Raw genomic sequence first — 12,991 nt, forward strand, 5'->3', positions numbered from 1 at the left:
CGCCGTCCCGCGCCCGTCTCCCCGCGGACGTCCGGAGGGAGACGGGCGGCGGCGTCACGGGTCCCTGGTGAAGCGCCACGCGCCCGCGGCCAGCAGGACGGCCGAGTAGAGCGCGAGGTCGAGGACGGCCATGCCGAACGACGGGATCCGGTACGCGTGCGGCCCGCTTATCGGACGCGTCGCGACGAGCCGTTCGGCAGCGTTCACCAGGACGAGCCGGTCGGGCAGCCGCGACACGCCCTCGACGGCGCGCGCGGCGGGCCAGGCGAGGAACACCAGGCCGAACGCGACGGCGATCGCGGCTCCGGTGTTGCGCAGGACCGCCGCCAGCCCGAGCCCCAGCAGCGTCACGATCGTCAGGTACAGCGCCGCCGCGAGGACGGCCCGCAGCACGTGCGGAGCGCCGAGCCCGACGTCCAGGTGCTTGCCCGCGAGGGCCGCCTGGCAGGCGAAGAACGCCCCGAACACCGCCACCAGGCTCACGACCAGGGTCAACGCGCCCAGGACGGCCGCCTTGGCGAGGAAGACCAGCCCGCGCCGGGGCGTCGCCGCGAAGGTCGCGTCGATCTCACCGCTCCCGTGCTCCGCGCCGACCACCAGGACCCCGAGCAACATCATGATCAGCTGCGCGTACTGGAACCCGTCGAGCGACTGGCTCACCGGGTCGAACACCTCCCGGTCCGCCGCCGGCAGCGCGTCCCAGTGCGACACCGTCGAAACCGCGCCCGCGACCCCGACGCCGATCCCGAACAGCAGCGTCAGCGCGACCATCACGTAGCTCGACCGCGTGCTGACCAACTTGATCCACTCAGCCCGCACAACACCGCTTCCCTCGTGAACGCGCACCCGCCCAAGAGCACCCGAAGACCGTGCGGCGGGCGGACGGTCCGTTGGGCGCTCGCGGCGCGCGAAGTTCCTCGGGGGCTTCATCGGGGTTCGCCGCGGTACTCGACGGCGGCGTCGGTCAGCCGGAGGTAGGCGTCCTCCAGGGTCGTCCCGTCGCCGACCAGGTCGCTGAGGGGCGCGTCGGCGAGGAGCCGACCGCGGCCGACGACCACGAGGTGGTCGGCGGTCAGCGCCATCTCGCTCATCAGGTGGCTGGACACCAGGACGGTGCGGCCCTGCGCGGCGAGGTCGCGCATGAGCGTCCGGATCCACCGGACGCCCTCGGGGTCGAGGCCGTTGACGGGTTCGTCCAGCAGCAGGTGCGCGGGGTCGCCGAGCAGGGCGGCGGCGACGCCGAGGCGCTGCCGCATGCCGAGCGAGAACGTCCGGACGCGCCGGTGCGCGACCGCCGAGAGGCCGGTGAGCTCCAGCACCTCGCCGACCCGGCGGGCGGGCAGGGACGCGGCGGCGGCGCGCCAGCGCAGGTGGGCGCGGGCGCTGCGGCCGCCGTGCGCGGACGACGCGTCGAGCAGCGCGCCGGCTGTCTCGGCCGGGCGCGCCAGCTCGCGGTAGGGGCGGCCGTCCAGCAGGACGCGTCCGGAGTGCGGCGTGACCAGGCCGAGGGCCATCCTGATCGTGGTCGTCTTCCCGGCGCCGTTCGGGCCGAGCAGCCCGGTGACGCGGCCGGGCGCGACCTCGAACGACAGCCGGTCGACGACCGTCCGGCGGCCGTACCGCCGGGTGGTCCCTTCGAATGTGATCATGCGTTCCACGGTCCCCCGCCGACCCCGCGCCGCGCGTCCCCCGCCGGAGCCGTCCCACGCGCCGCGCCTCTGCGCGTGCGCATACGCCGCGAGGGTGATGTGAGGGACCGTGGCGGGCGCTTACGCTCCGCCAATGCGGCATTTCCGCTTCTGGGACTCGGTGGTGCCTCGGTTGAGGCGGGTTCTTCCCTGGACGGTGCGGGCGCTGGCCGGTTGCTACGTGCTCGTCGCGACGGCCCTGCTGCTCAACCAGGGCGCCGGCGTTCTCGCGCTGCCCTTGGCGCTGCTAGCGGGCGGCCCGGTCGTCGTGGCGTGGCGGCGGCCCGGAACGGCGATCGCGGTCCTGGTAGCGGACGCGCTGGCCGTCTGGGCGGTCGCGCCACGCGCCACGATGGTCGTGTTCGTGCCGGTGGTCTCCGTGTTGGCGCCGTTGGGATACCGGGCGCGAGCAGCGGTCTCATGTGCCGGGTTCGCCGCGGCGACGGAGCTGGCCGTCGGGCTGGGGTGGCCAGGGGGCGCGATCGTGTTCTCGGTGGCGTTCACGCTGGTCTGGACGGCCGCGGTCGCGGCGCGCCTGCACCGCGTGTACACCGAGCGGCTGGCGGCCGAGCGGACCCGGCGGGGCATCGCCGAGGAGCGGCTGCGCATCGCGCGCGAGCTGCACGACGTCGTCGCGCACGGGATGAGCGTGATCACCGTCCAGGCCGGGTTCGGCGCGCTGGTCGGGGACGAGCGCCCGGCGGAGGCGCGCGCCGCGCTCGGCGCGATCGAGGCGACCGGACGGCGGACGCTCGTCGAGCTGCGCGCCCTGCTCGGCGTCCTCCGGGCGGACGGGGACGCCGACCTCGCCCCGTCGCCCGGACTCGCCGACCTGCCCGGTCTCGTCGAGCGGACGGCCCGCGCGGGCCTGGCCGTGCGGGTCGAGCGGACCGGGCCGGAGCGCGAACTGCCCGCGGGCGCCGACCTGGCGGCGTTCCGGATCGTCCAGGAGGCCGTCGCGAACGTCGTCCGGCATTCCGCCGCGCGCACCGCGACGGTCACGCTCGACCACGCGGCGGACGCGCTGGTCATCGAGGTCACCGACGCCGGTCCCGGGAAGCACGGCAACGGCGGCGCGGAGGGGCTGGGGATCGTCGGGATGCGGGAACGCGCCCGGCTCTACGGCGGGACGGTCGAGGCGGGTCCGGTCCCCGGTGCGGGGTTCCGGGTCCGCGCCGTCCTCCCGGTGACCGAGCCGATCACCGACCCGGCGGACGAGCCGCTGGACGCGCCGTCGGACGCGCCGGTGGACGCGCCATCGGACGAGCCGCTGGACGAGCGCTCATGACGCGGGTCGTCGTCGCGGACGACCAGGCGCTCGTGCGGGCGGGCCTGGCCGGGATCCTCCGCACCGCGCCCGATCTGGACGTGGTCGGCGAGGCCGCGGACGGGGCGGAGGCCGTCGAGGCCGCCCGGGCGCTGCGGCCCGACGTGGTGCTGATGGACATCCGGATGCCCGGGACGGACGGCCTGGCGGCGACGCGGGAGATCGCCGCGGCCTGGACGTCCCGGGTCCTCGTCCTCACCACCTTCGACCTGGACGAGTACGTCTACGCGGCGCTGCGCGGCGGCGCCTCGGGGTTCCTGCTCAAGGACGTCCCGCCGGCCGGGCTGATCGACGCCGTCCGGGTCGTCGCCGCCGGTGAGGCGCTGCTCGCGCCCTCGGTGACGCGGCGGCTGATCGCCGAGTTCGCGGCGACGCCCGGGCGGCCGCGTGCGGAGGCAGACGGGTTCGGGAACCTGACCGTCCGCGAGCGGGAGGTGCTGGCGCTGGTCGCCGAGGGGCTGTCGAACGGCGAGATCGCCGACCGGCTCGGCATCGGCGCCGGGACGGTCCGCACCCACCTCGGGCGGCTGCTCGCCAAGCTCCGCGCCCGCGACCGCGTCCAGCTCGTGATCATCGCCTTCCGGGCCGGCCTCGCCCGCGTCCCCTGAGCGGAGGGGGGTGCGGGCGGTCAGTAGGGTTTGCGCTGTGGACCTTGGGAGTTACGGGACGACCGCGCTGCTGACCGACCAGTACGAGCTGACGATGCTGACGGCCGCGCTGCGGTCGGGGACGGCCGAGCGGCGCGCGGTGTTCGAGGTGTTCGCCCGGCACCTGCCCGCCGGGCGGCGCTACGGCGTGGTCGCCGGGACCGGGCGGCTCCTGGACGCGGTGGAGGCGTTCCGGTTCGACGCCGACACCCTCGCGTTCCTCCAGGAGCGCGACGTGGTGGACGGCCCGACCGCCGACTGGCTCGCCGAGTACCGCTTCACCGGCGACATCCGCGGCTACGCCGAGGGCGACTGCTACTTCCCGAACTCGCCGATCCTGACCGTCGAGGGGACGTTCGCGGAAGCGGTCGTGCTGGAGACGGTGGTCTTGTCGATCCTCAACCACGACTGCGCGATCGCGTCCGCGGCGTCCCGGATGTCGGTGGCGGCCGGGGACCGCCCGCTGATCGAGATGGGGTCGCGGCGGACGCACGAGCAGGCCGCCGTCGCCGCCGCGCGCGCCGCGTACATCGCGGGGTTCACCACGACGTCCAACCTGGAGGCGGGCCGCCGCTACGGGGTGCCGACCGCCGGGACCGCCGCGCACGCGTTCACGCTGCTGCACGACAGCGAGCGGCACGCGTTCCAGGCGCAGCTCGACTCGCTCGGCGACGGGACGACGCTGCTCGTGGACACCTACGACGTGGAGCGCGCCGTCCGGACGGCGGTGGAGCTGGCCGGGCCGTCGCTCGGCGCGGTCCGGATCGACAGCGGCGACCTCGGGGTGGTGGCGCGGCGCGTCCGGGCGCAGCTGGACGAGCTGGGCGCGACCGGCACCCGGATCATGGTCACCGGCGACCTGGACGAGTACGGGATCGCCGCGCTCGCCGCCGCGCCCGTGGACGGCTACGGCGTCGGGACGTCCCTGGTGACCGGCTCCGGCGCGCCGACCGCGTCGCTGGTCTACAAGCTGGTCGCGCGCGCGGACGGCCCGGAGGCCGGCGCCCCGATGCGTCCGGTCGCCAAGCGCTCGACGGGCAAGCCGAGCCGCGGCGGCCTCAAGTCCGCGGTGCGCCGCCTGGACGGGCACGGCGTGGCCTGCGCCGAGACCGTCACCACCGGCGAGCCGCAGCCCGCCGGGCGGGACCGGCTGCTGCAGATCCCGCTGGTCGCCAAGGGCGAGGTCGTCGGCCGCGAGCCGCTCGCCGCCGCCCGGGACCGGCACGCCGCGGCCCTCGCCGAGCTGCCCTCGACCGCGCTCCAGCTGTCCCGCGGCGAGCCCGCCCTCCCGACCGGGTTCGCCGACGGTGGGCCGCGGCACTGAGGGGGTAGTTTCCCGGTGAGGGACGGACGGTAAAGAGCGATCATGACCGCACGGCCGCCGGGGAGCACGCACCCGCGGGGGGACACGGACCTGGCCGCACGGCCGGTGGGAGGACACTGACATGGCCAAGGCACTGGTCATCGTGGACGTGCAGAACGACTTCTGCGAGGGCGGCTCGCTGGCCGTGAGCGGCGGCGCGGACGTCGCGGCGGCGATCTCGGCCTACGTGGCCGAGCACGGCGACGAGTACGCGCACACGGTCGCCACCCGCGACTTCCACCTCGACCCCGGTGACCACTTCTCCGACGAACCCGACTTCGTGGACAGCTGGCCGCCGCACTGCGTGATCGGGACGTCCGGCGCCGACTTCCACGAGGCGCTGGCGCTCGCGCCGATCGAGACGGTGTTCAGCAAGGGCCGCGAGACGGCCGCCTACAGCGGGTTCGAGGGCGTGAACGACGACGCCGTCCCGCTCGGCTCCTGGCTGCGCGAGCGCGGCGTGACCGAGGTGGACGTGGTGGGCATCGCCACCGACCACTGCGTCCGGGCGACCGCGCTGGACGCCGTCCGCGAGGGGCTCGGGGCGCGCGTCCTGCTCGGCCTCACCGCCGGGGTCGCCAAGGACACCACCGACCGCGCCGTGGCCGAACTGCGAGCGGCGGGCGTCGGGCTCGCCGGGGAACCCGTGCTGCGCCCATGATCCCCGGAGAGCCGCGCGACGCCTGGGACCGCCCGCTGCCCGCCCACCCGATCGTCATGGTCATGGGGGTGGCGGGCAGCGGCAAGACCACGGTCGGGCGGCTGGTGGCCGAGGAGCTCGACTGGGACTTCGCCGACGCCGACCAGTTCCACCCGGAGTCCAACATCGCCAAGATGGCGTCCGGGCAGGAGCTCACCGACCTCGACCGGGAGCCGTGGCTGCACAAGATCCGCGGCTGGATCGACGAGCACCGCGAGTTCGGCACACCGGGCGTGGTGACCTGCTCGGCGCTGCGGCGGATCTACCGCGAGGAGCTGACCGAGGGCCGTCCCGAGGTGCTCCCGGTCTTCCTGGACGGCGACCGCGACCTCATCATGAGCCGGATGTCCGAGCGGATCGGCCACTTCTTCAAGCCCGAGATGCTCGACGGCCAGTTCCGCGTGCTGGAGCGCCCCGAGCCGGACGAGCACATCCTCGTCCTCCCGACCGCCTGGTCGGTCGAGGACCTCGTCAGCGACATCACCTCGGCCGTCCGCCCCTGACCGCCCTCGACCGCCCCCGCGGCCCCCGGCGGGTCAGTGGCGGCGGCGGGCGGCCCAGTCGCGGATCTTGTCGATCCGCTTGCGGATGTCCTCGCCGCTCGCCTGGGCGAGGACGGGCCCGCCGCAGGTGCGGCGCAGCTCGGAGTGGATCACGCCGTGCGGCTGGCCGGTGCGGTGGCTCCAGGCGCCGACCAGGCCGTTCAGCTCCTTGCGCAGGGCGTGCAGGTCCTCGGCGGCGGTGCGGTCGGCGCGGTCGGCGCGCGGGTCGCCGGTCTTGCGCTTGCGCTCGCTGGCGATCTGGTCGGCCTGCCGCTTGCGCAGCAGCTGGGTGACCTGCTCGGGCTCCAGCAGGCCGGGGATGCCGAGGAACTCCTCCTCCTCGGCCGAGCCGGGCTGGGCCTGCATGCCGAACTCGCCGCCGTCGTACAGCACGCGGTCGAACGTCGCGGACGCCTCGACCGTCTCGAACGGCAGCTCGTCGCCGACGACGTCCGGGGTCTTGCGCTCCCGGTTGGCCTCGGCGAGCAGCTCGTCGTCGAGGCCGTCCTCGCGGACGGGCCGGTCGAGCACGTGGTCGCGCTCGGTCTCCATCTCGGCCGCGTGGCCCATCAGCGTCGGCACCGACGGCAGGAACACCGACGCGGTCTCGCCGCGCCGCCGGGCGCGGACGAAGCGCCCGATGGCCTGCGCGAAGAACAGCGGCGTGCTCGTCGAGGTCGCGTAGACGCCGACGGCCAGCCGCGGGATGTCGACACCTTCGGAGACCATCCGGACGGCGACCATCCAGCGGTCCTCGGTGTCGCTGAACGCCTTGATCTTCTTGGACGCGGTCGGGTCGTCCGACAGCACGATCGTCGCGCCCTGCCCGGACACCTCGCGCAGCGTGCGGGCGTAGGCGCGGGCCGCCTCGTGGTCGGTCGCGATGACCAGGCCGCCCGCGTCCGGGATGGCGCGGCGCAGCTCGGTCAGGCGCTTGTCGGCGGCGGCGAGGACGTGCCGCATCCAGTCGCCCTTGGGGTCGAGCGCGGCGCGCCACGCCTGGGCCATCTGGTCCTGCGTGAGGGGCTCGCCGAGGGTGGCGGCCAGCTCGTCGCCCGCGCGGGTGCGCCAGCGCATCTCGCCGGAGTACGCCAGGAAGATCACCGGGCGGACGACGCCGTCGGCGAGCGCCGGGCCGTAGCCGTAGGTGTAGTCGGCGCGGCTGCGGCGGACGCCGTCCGGCCCCTCCTCGTACTGGACGAACGGGATCGGGTTGATGTCGGTGCGGAACGGCGTGCCCGACAGCGACAGCCGCCGCGTCGCGGGCTCGAACGCCTCGCGCACCGCGTCGCCCCAGGACAGGCCGTCGCCCGCGTGGTGCACCTCGTCGAAGATGACCAGCGTCTTCTTCATCTCGGTGCGGTTGCGGTGCAGCGCCGGGCGCGCCGCGACCGTCGCGTAGGTCACCGCGATGCCCTGGAACTCGCGGCCGACCGCGCCCTGCCCGTTCTGGAACTCGGGGTCGATCTTGATGCCGACCCGGGCGGCGGACTCGGCCCACTGCCGCTTCAGGTGCTCGGTGGGGCAGATCACGGTGACCTGCTGGACGAGGTGCCGGTCCAGCAGCTCGCGGGCGAGCCGGAGCGCGAAGGTGGTCTTGCCCGCGCCGGGCGTCGCGACGGTCAGGAAGTCGCGCGGACCGGGCAGCGTGCCGTCCGGCCCGAAGTAGACCTCGAGGGCCTGCTGCTGCCAGGCGCGCAGGGACGACGCGGTCCCCCACGCGGCCCGTTCGGGGAACGCGGGGGGCATGCTCGATGCGGCGAAGGTGCTCACGGTCATCGAAGGCTACCGAGCCCCACCGACAGATCGCGCCCCGAGGCGCCGATCGGGCCTCGTCCCGCCCGCCCGGTACGCCGCCCACACGGTCCGCACGCGACGCCCCTGACCTGCGGTGAACTCGTGCATGCACTCGTCCCAGGCGTAGTCCATGAAGTTGTGAACAGGATCTCCGCCCGGCTCCGGACACGTGTCCTTCGCCACTGGGCAGCCCTCGGCGGGTCCCGCCTCGTACGGGGTGTCGTCCACCTCGTCGCCCGGCGGCTCGCAGCCGTTCTCGAACGTGTGGTAGAGCCCGAGCCAGTGCCCGGTCTCGTGCACGGCCGTCATCCCGCGGTCGAAATGCCGGAAAGCGCCGCCCGGGACGCTGCGGTAGTCGACCACCACGCCGTCCAGGACGGGCTGCCTGCGGTAGTCCTCCGGGAACGAGGAGAACCCGAGCACGTCCGAGCCGACGGCCGCGGTGTACAGGTTCAGCGTGCCCGCGCCGCCCTTGCGCAGGACGCGCTTGTACTGCTGCTCGAACCGCTGCGGGTCGCGGAACCAGCGCCTGCGGTCGGTGCGGTCGATCGACGCGACCCGGAACGCGACGCCCGTGTCGGCGCCGCCGTCCCGTCCGCCGTAGGCCGCGTTCAGCGCGTCGGCCTGCCGCTGGACGGCGGCGTCGGTGAGCGCGCCCGCCTTCCCGTCCGTGAGGACGTGCACGTGCACCGGCACCGTGATCGACCCTGCCCGCCGCGCCACCGCCCCCGGATCGGACGTCCCGAACCGGGCGCGCAGCCTGGCCCGCAACTCGCGCTCCATCGCCACGACGCGCGCGCGTCCCAGCGACGCCCCGTCCCGCCCCCGGGCGCCCCGCCCCGCCCGGCCCTGGCGAGCGCAGGGCCCTGTGCGCGCCGCACTGCGTTGCGCTGATTTCGCGGACGGGCGCGTGTCGCCGTGCGCACTCGCCACGGTACTCAGCGTGACCGACAGCAGGCACAGCGAAAGGGCGAAGCCTCGCCTCATGTGTCATCCCCCGAAACAGAAAAGTCGCGATCCCCTGGTCGGTCGTTCCCCGTTCGACCAGGGGATCACGGCGAAGGTCGCGCCGGCGCGGCTACTTCTTGTCGCCCCCGCCGTCGCCGCCCGCCTTCATCGACTCGTAGATCTCCTTGCACTCCGGGCACACCGGGTACTTCTTGGGGTCGCGGTTCGGCACCCAGACCTTGCCGCACAGCGCGACCACCGGCGTGCCGGTGACGGCGCTCTCGGTGATCTTGGCCTTCTTGACGTAGTGCGCGAACCGCTCGTGGTCGCCGTCGCCGTGCGACAGGTCCGGCCGTACGTCGCTCTCGGGAAGGATCTTCGTGCTCACGTCACTCACCTTAGCCGTCAGTTCATGGTGGGGTCGTCGGGGAAGGTCGACACGAACGCCAGGTCGCCGGCCTGCCGGCGCAGCACCTGCTGCCAGAGCCGGTCGGGCTCGGCGGCGAACACGTCGCCCGCCTCGGCGGAGACCAGGTACCAGGCGCCCTCCTCGATCTCGCCGAGCAGCTGGCCCGCGCCCCAGCCCGCGTAGCCCGCGAACACGCGCAGCTGGAGCAGCTCGGGGGCGAGCAGCGCGGGCGGCGCGTCCAGGTCGACGAGGCCGACTCTGGCCACCGCCGCGTCGCCGTCCAGGGCGCGCCAGCCGAGCGGCTCGTCCTCCCCGGGCAGGCGCGCGAGGGCGAGCGCGTTGTCCAGCGCGACCGGGCCGCCCTGGAACACCACCGAGGGGACGGTCACCAGCTCGGCCCACGGCGGCAGCACCCGGTCGACCGGCACCTCGGTAGGCCGGTTGAGGACGACGCCGAGGGTCCCGCCGTCGCCGTCGTGCTCGACCACGAGCACGACCGTCCGGCGGAAGTTGGGGTCGTCGAGCTGGGGTGTCGCCACCAGCAGGGTCCCGACCGTGATGCCGTCTTCCATTGCACCATCATGCGTCGCCGCGGCCCCCGGCGGCACATCCCCCCACCGGTTGCCCTGTTAGCCGGACCCGGCCTTGGGGATATGAAGAAAAATGGGGCAGGGTTTAAACACGCTCTAGATTACGGCCGTGTCGCGGGGCGCGGTCCTGTCGGGCCGGTGGGCCGGAGGTCACGATGCAGTTGCCGAGGGTCGTCATCGCCGCCGTGTTCTTCGTCATCGGGGCGCTGATCGCCGTCCCCGCCCTGATGAAGTGGACTTCGGGCGAGTCGAACGCGTCGAACAAGCCCGTCTCCAACTCCAGCTCCATGCCGACCACACCGCCGTCGGGCACCACGCCGGGGAAGGGCAAGACCTCCCCCACGCACGGGACGACGCCGACCGCGACGTCCACCCCGACCGGCGCCGAGCCGCTCGTGGTCACGTTCTCGTCGGTCTCCTGTCCCGGACGGACGGTAAGTGTGACCGTCCGGAACGAGAGCACGCAGGAGCAGAGCTACTCGATCGAGCGGGACGACAACTCGACGCCGGTGACCGCGAAGGTCGGCGCGGGCGCGACCCGGACCAGCTCGCTGAGGATGAAGCAGGGCCGCCGGACGCTCGTCGTGGTGAACGACGCCGCGCACCGGCTGGTCAAGCAGAAGAGCATCAAGGCGAACTGCGCGGCCGCGTCCCCGACCGAGACGCCGACCAAGCTGCCGCACACCGGCGCCGACTCCGCCATGATCTGGGCGCGCGTCGCGACCGGCGCGGGCGCCCTGCTCACCGGCGCGATCATCCTCTGGTACGGCGGCATCTGGCCGCGCCGCCGCGACCCCATGTTCGGCGACAAGACCGCCAAGTAGCTCCGCCAGGGAAAGTAGCCCCAGGCCAAGGGGCACCGCCGGGGCGGGTGTCAAGGAAAGCGGTGGGGTTCCGGGGGGTTCCTTGGGGTTCGCGGCTTGCGTCCGGGTGAGTTACGGGTAGGGGCACGTCACCAGGGCGCGCCCGGACCGTGACGGGTCGCGCGCAGGCCCGCGCCGCAGGACGCCGGGAGGGACGACGCCGTGCCGCTACTCGCCGCGTTGGCCGCGTCCGCCGTCCTGGCGGCGCCGTCGCCCGGACCGCCGCTGCCGCCGGACGCGCCGTCCACGCCGTCCGTGGAGACGCGGCAGGTGGCGCCGCAGGAACGTCCGCCGCCCGCCGGAGCGAACCCGACCGCCCGCGTGCTCACCGGGCTCGGTGTGCTCGCGGGCGGCGCGCTGCTGCTCTTCTACGGACGGCTCTGGCCCCGGGCGGGCAAGGGCGACTGGAGCGCCCCGATCCGCCGCCGCGAGTCCTGACTCGGACCTCAGCGGCGGGCGGCCGGTCAGGATTCCGTGCGGACCGGGACGGCCGGGCGGCTCAGGCCTCGGTGCGGGGGCGGCCGCCGGCGGCCTCGCGGACGGCTCCGGCGACGCGGCCCGCGACGTCCGGGTGGAAGACGCTCGGCACGATGTAGTTCGGGCCCAGCTCGCCCGGTGTGACGACCTCGGCGAGGGCCTGGGCGGCGGCGAGCAGCATGCCCTGGGTGACGCCGTCGGCCTGCGCGTCCAGCAGGCCGCGGAACACGCCGGGGAAGGCCAGCACGTTGTTGATCTGGTTCGGGTAGTCGCTGCGGCCGGTCGCGACGACGGCGGCGTGCTCGCGCGCCTCGTCCGGGGACACCTCGGGCTCGGGGTTGGCCAGCGCGAACACGATCGCGTCGTCGTTCATCGTCGCGATGTCGTCGCCGGTCAGGATGCCGGGGGCGGAGACGCCGACGAACACGTCCGCGCCCGCGACCGCGCCCTTCAGATCGCCGCTGTAGCCGTCGGCGTTGGTGTGCTCGGCGATCCAGCGGAGCGAGTCGTCCAGGTCGTCCCGGCCCAGGTGGACGGCGCCGTAGTAGTCGCAGACCACCACGTTCTTCGCCCCGGCGTGCAGCAGCAGCTTCAGGATCGCGCTGCCCGCCGCGCCCGCCCCGGACATCGCGATGCGGACCGTTCCGATGTCCTTGCCGACCACGCGCAGCGCGTTGGTGAGCGCGGCGAGCACGCAGATCGCGGTGCCGTGCTGGTCGTCGTGGAAGACCGGGATGTCCAGCAGCTCGCGCAGCCGGGCCTCGACCTCGAAGCAGCGCGGCGCGGAGATGTCCTCCAGGTTGATGCCGCCGAACGCGGGCGCCAGGATCTGGACGGTCCGGACGATCTCGTCGGTGTCCTGGGTGTCGAGGCAGATCGGCCAGGCGTCGATGCCGGCGAACCGCTTGAACAGCGCGGCCTTGCCCTCCATGACCGGCAGCGCGGCCTCCGGGCCGATGTTGCCGAGGCCGAGCACGGCCGAGCCGTCGGTGACGACCGCGACGCTGTTGCGCTTGATGGTCAGCCGCCGGACGTCCTCGGGGTTGCGGGCGATCGCCAGCGAGACCCGCGCGACACCGGGCGTGTAGGCCATGGACAGCTCGTCGCGGTTGCGCAGCGGCACCTTGGACTGCATCTCGATCTTGCCGCCGAGGTGCATCAGGAAGGTCCGGTCCGAGACCTTGTGGATCTTGATGTCGTCGATCGTCTCCAGCGCCGCGGAGATCGCCTCGGCGTGCTCGGTGTCGCGGGTGGCGATGGTGACGTCGATGCGGAGCGTCTCGTGCCCGGCGGTGTTCACGTCGAGGGCGGTCACGATGCCCCCGGCGTTCTCGACCACGTGCGTGATCTGGCTGACGGCCTTGCCGCCGGCCGGGACCTCCAGCCGGACGGTGATGGAGTACGAAACGCTGGGCACGCTGGCCACGACACTGCTCCCTGTCTACCGGCCGCTCCGGACCGGCTCCGTCTTTCGTCCCGCCCGGAGCCGCTGACCGGGCCCGGGATGGCGTGAACGCGCGGCTCCCAGGGCGTCCGAGAGAGGGCGCCGCATGGGGCGGGCGGGGCGCGGTCACCGCCACCGAGGATACGCGCTCAAGCCCCCGACCCCGGTCAGAAGGGCACTTGATGCGTGCGGCGTT

13 protein-coding genes and 1 pseudogene are annotated in these 12,991 nt (G+C 74.1%); 7 read left to right on the forward strand and 7 right to left on the reverse strand.

All coding sequences use genetic code 11. The annotated features are described in order from the left end of the window. Positions 1-54: 54 nt before the first annotated feature. Together FHU30_RS01325 and FHU30_RS01330 are read right to left on the reverse strand one after the other, a co-directional pair. Positions 55-819, reverse strand: coding sequence for a hypothetical protein (locus FHU30_RS01325; RefSeq protein ID WP_253870422.1), 765 nt, complete (start codon positions 817-819; stop codon positions 55-57). A gap of 179 nt (positions 820-998) precedes the next feature. Continuing rightward, positions 999-1,649, reverse strand: a pseudogene (locus FHU30_RS01330) (ATP-binding cassette domain-containing protein); the annotation flags it as partial. Positions 1,650-1,782: 133 nt separating this feature from the next. Between FHU30_RS01330 and FHU30_RS01335 the strand changes: the two are divergent. From FHU30_RS01335 to FHU30_RS01355, 5 genes are all read left to right on the forward strand, one after another. After that, entirely contained in the window at positions 1,783-2,976 is a 1,194-nt protein-coding gene (locus FHU30_RS01335; RefSeq protein ID WP_253870424.1) for a sensor histidine kinase, read from the forward strand. Further along, a complete protein-coding gene (locus FHU30_RS01340) occupies positions 2,973-3,623 on the forward strand; it encodes a response regulator (protein WP_253870426.1) in 651 nt (216 codons plus the stop codon). Before FHU30_RS01335 ends, FHU30_RS01340 begins: the two co-directional genes overlap by 4 nt. Positions 3,624-3,660: 37 nt before the next feature. Further along, positions 3,661-4,986, forward strand: coding sequence for a nicotinate phosphoribosyltransferase (locus FHU30_RS01345; RefSeq protein ID WP_308211145.1), 1,326 nt, complete (start codon positions 3,661-3,663; stop codon positions 4,984-4,986). Positions 4,987-5,107: 121 nt separating this feature from the next. Then, positions 5,108-5,686 carry an isochorismatase family protein gene (locus tag FHU30_RS01350; protein WP_253870429.1) on the forward strand — a complete coding sequence of 193 codons (579 nt, stop codon included), beginning with the start codon at positions 5,108-5,110 and terminating at the stop codon, positions 5,684-5,686. Then, positions 5,683-6,228, forward strand: a complete 546-nt coding sequence (locus tag FHU30_RS01355) for a gluconokinase (protein WP_253870431.1) — start codon at positions 5,683-5,685, stop codon at positions 6,226-6,228. Before FHU30_RS01350 ends, FHU30_RS01355 begins: the two co-directional genes overlap by 4 nt. A 33-nt stretch (positions 6,229-6,261) precedes the next feature. Here the strand turns inward: FHU30_RS01355 and FHU30_RS01360 are convergent, their stop codons facing one another. The 4 genes from FHU30_RS01360 to FHU30_RS01375 all read right to left on the reverse strand — a co-directional run bounded on the left by FHU30_RS01360 (position 6,262) and on the right by FHU30_RS01375 (position 9,993). After that, positions 6,262-8,016, reverse strand: coding sequence for a DEAD/DEAH box helicase (locus tag FHU30_RS01360; protein WP_253871853.1), 1,755 nt, complete (start codon positions 8,014-8,016; stop codon positions 6,262-6,264). Between the two features lie 36 nt (positions 8,017-8,052). Continuing rightward, positions 8,053-8,847 carry a zinc metalloprotease gene (locus FHU30_RS01365; RefSeq protein WP_253870433.1) on the reverse strand — a complete coding sequence of 265 codons (795 nt, stop codon included), beginning with the start codon at positions 8,845-8,847 and terminating at the stop codon, positions 8,053-8,055. Positions 8,848-9,142: 295 nt separating this feature from the next. Further along, entirely contained in the window at positions 9,143-9,400 is a 258-nt protein-coding gene (locus tag FHU30_RS01370; protein ID WP_253870435.1) for a DUF3039 domain-containing protein, read from the reverse strand. Between the two features lie 17 nt (positions 9,401-9,417). Beyond that, positions 9,418-9,993, reverse strand: a complete 576-nt coding sequence (locus FHU30_RS01375; protein WP_253870437.1) for a YqgE/AlgH family protein — start codon at positions 9,991-9,993, stop codon at positions 9,418-9,420. Positions 9,994-10,166: 173 nt separating this feature from the next. Between FHU30_RS01375 and FHU30_RS01380 the strand changes: the two genes are divergently transcribed. Further along, positions 10,167-10,835: a hypothetical protein gene (locus FHU30_RS01380; protein ID WP_253870439.1), complete on the forward strand. Its 669-nt coding sequence runs from the start codon at positions 10,167-10,169 to the stop codon at positions 10,833-10,835. A 201-nt stretch (positions 10,836-11,036) separates the two neighbouring features. Beyond that, the gene (locus tag FHU30_RS01385) at positions 11,037-11,312 is read left to right on the forward strand and encodes a hypothetical protein (RefSeq protein ID WP_253870442.1); all 276 of its coding nucleotides are present in this window, start codon (positions 11,037-11,039) and stop codon (positions 11,310-11,312) included. A gap of 61 nt (positions 11,313-11,373) precedes the next feature. Here the strand turns inward: FHU30_RS01385 and FHU30_RS01390 are convergent, their stop codons facing one another. Further along, complete coding sequence (locus FHU30_RS01390) at positions 11,374-12,777, reverse strand: NAD-dependent malic enzyme (protein WP_253870444.1); 1,404 nt, start codon at positions 12,775-12,777, stop codon at positions 11,374-11,376. Positions 12,778-12,991: the final 214 nt, after the last annotated feature.

Source organism: Actinomadura rupiterrae (genome assembly GCF_024172125.1).
Classification (GTDB): domain Bacteria; phylum Actinomycetota; class Actinomycetes; order Streptosporangiales; family Streptosporangiaceae; genus Spirillospora; species Spirillospora rupiterrae.

Coding starts and splice junctions, on each gene's coding strand:
- FHU30_RS01360 (WP_253871853.1), bottom strand. CDS start 8,016: ATGCCCCCCGCGTTCCCCGAACGGGCCGCGTGGGGGACCGCGTCGTCC.
- FHU30_RS01350 (WP_253870429.1), top strand. CDS start 5,108: ATGGCCAAGGCACTGGTCATCGTGGACGTGCAGAACGACTTCTGCGAG.
- FHU30_RS01340 (WP_253870426.1), top strand. CDS start 2,973: ATGACGCGGGTCGTCGTCGCGGACGACCAGGCGCTCGTGCGGGCGGGC.
- FHU30_RS01375 (WP_253870437.1), bottom strand. CDS start 9,993: ATGGAAGACGGCATCACGGTCGGGACCCTGCTGGTGGCGACACCCCAG.
- FHU30_RS01335 (WP_253870424.1), top strand. CDS start 1,783: ATGCGGCATTTCCGCTTCTGGGACTCGGTGGTGCCTCGGTTGAGGCGG.
- FHU30_RS01365 (WP_253870433.1), bottom strand. CDS start 8,847: ATGGAGCGCGAGTTGCGGGCCAGGCTGCGCGCCCGGTTCGGGACGTCC.
- FHU30_RS01355 (WP_253870431.1), top strand. CDS start 5,683: ATGATCCCCGGAGAGCCGCGCGACGCCTGGGACCGCCCGCTGCCCGCC.
- FHU30_RS01380 (WP_253870439.1), top strand. CDS start 10,167: ATGCAGTTGCCGAGGGTCGTCATCGCCGCCGTGTTCTTCGTCATCGGG.